The following is a 2501-nucleotide window of genomic DNA, read 5'->3' on the forward strand; positions in this document are numbered from 1 at the left end:
GCGAGCATTCTCGCCTAAATGGGTGTCCGGTTTCATTAGACCACTACACCCTGTAGCGATGATCCTCACGACCCAGTGGGGAGGGTGCACGTCCCAGGTCGTATTCGAAGGTTTAGTCGATCTCCCTTCCGGATAATGTTGCCCTGGTTATAGGTGGTGTGGTTCTAATCATTGCTCAAACTGTGCGAGAAATTCTTCGAAAGAGCTAGATAAAAAAACTAGATCTCTTTCATCGCTCAGCCATAGATAGACAAGCCCGAAATCTTTATTTCTGGCGGATAAAACGAAAATGTTACCGCAATCGTCATAGGCGAATGGGACTAGGTTTTTTAATTCGGGCTCTCCTTTGATTAGTTGCTTGTATGTATCTTCAATTGTTACCTCAGCATTTTTTATGGAGAGAAAGCTGTTTAGTAAAAAGGCATTGCTTTCTGTGATTGAGTCATCAATGGTTCCGCCATTATTTGTTAGGTAGAAATTTCTAAAATATTCTGATGGCGTGCTGCCAATAGTTTTAGTGAATTCATCGAGTTCAAGAGTACTAATTGGGGCTTCGCAATTCTGTAGGGTTATGGGCATCTGGTAGGTCCTTTAGGCTTGGCTGGTCTCGCAGGATGAGTATATTTTTTTTCCGGTTGCTACTGAGTACCGGCTAACGCCTCCGGCATGTTTTATTCCCAAGTGTGCTTTTTGTTTTACAAGTTGCATTGTTCCGGTGTTTGACTTTGGATCGTAATCATTCACATGGTGCCAAACGTAGCCCTTCGGTGCGGATTTCTGATTTAGCCCGGCTTCCCTGTTTGCAGCTTGTGTGTCTAGGGCGTAGGCACTGTTGGCCTCGCTGAGCAGTTGACCTACGGCGTCGTAGGTTTAGTCCAGCCGCTGCTGGTCACCGGGTGTTGGTGAGGATGATCGCCAGCAGGTTGTCGGCATTGCCGTAGGCATACTCGGTAACGCCGTCGTCGGTACGCTTGCGGATCAAGCGGTCGAGGGCGTCGCGTTCAAAATGGTGCGCCAGTGGCGCGCGTGGTTCGGCACTGTCCTTTCCATCCAGGTCGGGCTCGGCCAGCGGCGCGGAGACATGGTGGATACCGGTGACATTACCCAACGGGTTGTACTGGTAGATACGCCCACTGGCATCCAGATCTTGCTGGGCCAGCAGGCGGTCCAGCGCGTCCCACTCGAAGCAGTAGCGTTCGTGGTTTTCATTGCTCAGGTGCAGCAGGCAAACATAGGAGTTGTAGCCGAAGTCGACGGTATCGCCCATGGCATCGACACGCTGTATCAGTCTTCCACTGCGGTCGTAGCGGTCGATGCGCACCTTGGGGCGTTCACTTACGATCAGGTAGCCGCGGGCGTCGTAGCGGTAATGAGTGTGCTCGCCATGCGCATTGATGCTTTCACTGAGGTGCCCGTCGGCATCGTAGTAGTAAAGCGTTTGCGCATTGGGATAATCGCGGCTACTGAGTAGCTGGCCGTGCAGGTTCCAGCTCAGGTACTTGGTCTTGTCCAGAGTATCGGTGATGCTCCAGTGGCGGGTAACGCGCCACTCGTGATCGAGTTGCGACTCCAGCAGCGGCGGAAGTGTGTAAGTGATTCCGTCCGCGTGGAAGGGGTATAGGCGTTGTTTGGGGGCGGCGCCTGCACTCATGCATGTTGCCGGGCGCCGTCGGGCTGTAGTCAGAGCACACCTCTATCACTCTTGTTATTTCTATTTGTAGATACCCTTTTCTTCGGCTTTTTCTATGAAAATATCCTGTAAATTGCCTTGGATTTCTTTGTTGTTGTATTGAAGGATAAAATCTTCATTAATGTTGTTTGGGAAATGAGTTCCATCCAGTGTGCCAAATATTACAGATGCGCTATCGGCAATAATTATGTCGAAAACTCTAAAAATATCGTCTCTTTCGCTGGTGCTGAGTTTGGCTAGCGCACACCGTACTCTAGCGTATAAGTCTAGCTTTGAGTCGGCGGGTTTGCTCAGTTCTTTCTTGTAGTTAGATGAGTTGTCTTCGAGTAGCTCTTCGAATATGGAGCTTATCACTTGCTCGTCAAGGTTCATATGCCTGCCCTTACCTGAGTTCTGGGTACATTTCTTTGTTAAGTCTAATGAGTTTCTGGAGCTTGCTATTCGGAACGTCTGGGTAAACTCTCCTTAGCTCTTTAATGTCTCTAGCGACAAGAGATCTGGCATTTGTAAATGGTTGTCCTGTTTTTGGGTTTATCTTGCTTCTGGATACAATGCCGATTTCTCCATTTCTTGTTGTATGGCCAGTCCGAGGTACTAGGATGGTCGGAGCTGTCTTGGGATCATAATTCTTCACCAAATTTTGCATGATGTTTTTTTGTCCGACATGGTGTGAATCCAATTTAAGGTTTCGGCCCCTAACGGCGTTCTTATTATTTTGGTGGGAGTCCACATCCCATAGTTTAGGGCATCTCCTTAGCCCTAAGGAAGGTCTGAAGTAAGCAGCCGTTTTTAACGGCCTCGCTGTCTGAGG

Annotated in this window: 3 protein-coding genes and 1 pseudogene; all 4 read right to left on the minus strand. The window is 49.0% G+C overall.

Features of this window, described 5'->3' with window-relative positions:
• Positions 1 to 168: 168 nt before the first annotated feature.
• Positions 169 to 579, minus strand: coding sequence for an SMI1/KNR4 family protein (locus H096_RS12155; RefSeq protein ID WP_033898452.1), 411 nt, complete (start codon positions 577 to 579; stop codon positions 169 to 171).
• Between the two features lie 310 nt (positions 580 to 889).
• On the minus strand, positions 890 to 1651 hold the full coding sequence (locus H096_RS12160; protein WP_033898454.1) for an RHS repeat protein: 762 nt from the start codon (positions 1649 to 1651) through the stop codon (positions 890 to 892).
• A gap of 60 nt (positions 1652 to 1711) precedes the next feature.
• The gene (locus H096_RS12165; RefSeq protein WP_033898456.1) at positions 1712 to 2062 is read right to left on the minus strand and encodes a hypothetical protein; all 351 of its coding nucleotides are present in this window, start codon (positions 2060 to 2062) and stop codon (positions 1712 to 1714) included.
• 10 nt (positions 2063 to 2072) lie between these two features.
• Positions 2073 to 2501 (minus strand): annotated as a pseudogene (locus tag H096_RS34360) (hypothetical protein); the annotation flags it as partial.

This window comes from Pseudomonas sp. FH1, assembly GCF_000510895.2.
Lineage (GTDB): Bacteria > Pseudomonadota > Gammaproteobacteria > Pseudomonadales > Pseudomonadaceae > Aquipseudomonas > Aquipseudomonas azotoformans_A.

Excerpts from the sequence above, each read along its gene's own strand:
- H096_RS12160 (WP_033898454.1), bottom strand. The coding sequence starts at position 1,651 with ATGAGTGCAGGCGCCGCCCCCAAACAACGCCTATACCCCTTCCACGCG.
- H096_RS12165 (WP_033898456.1), bottom strand. The coding sequence starts at position 2,062 with ATGAACCTTGACGAGCAAGTGATAAGCTCCATATTCGAAGAGCTACTC.
- H096_RS12155 (WP_033898452.1), bottom strand. The coding sequence starts at position 579 with ATGCCCATAACCCTACAGAATTGCGAAGCCCCAATTAGTACTCTTGAA.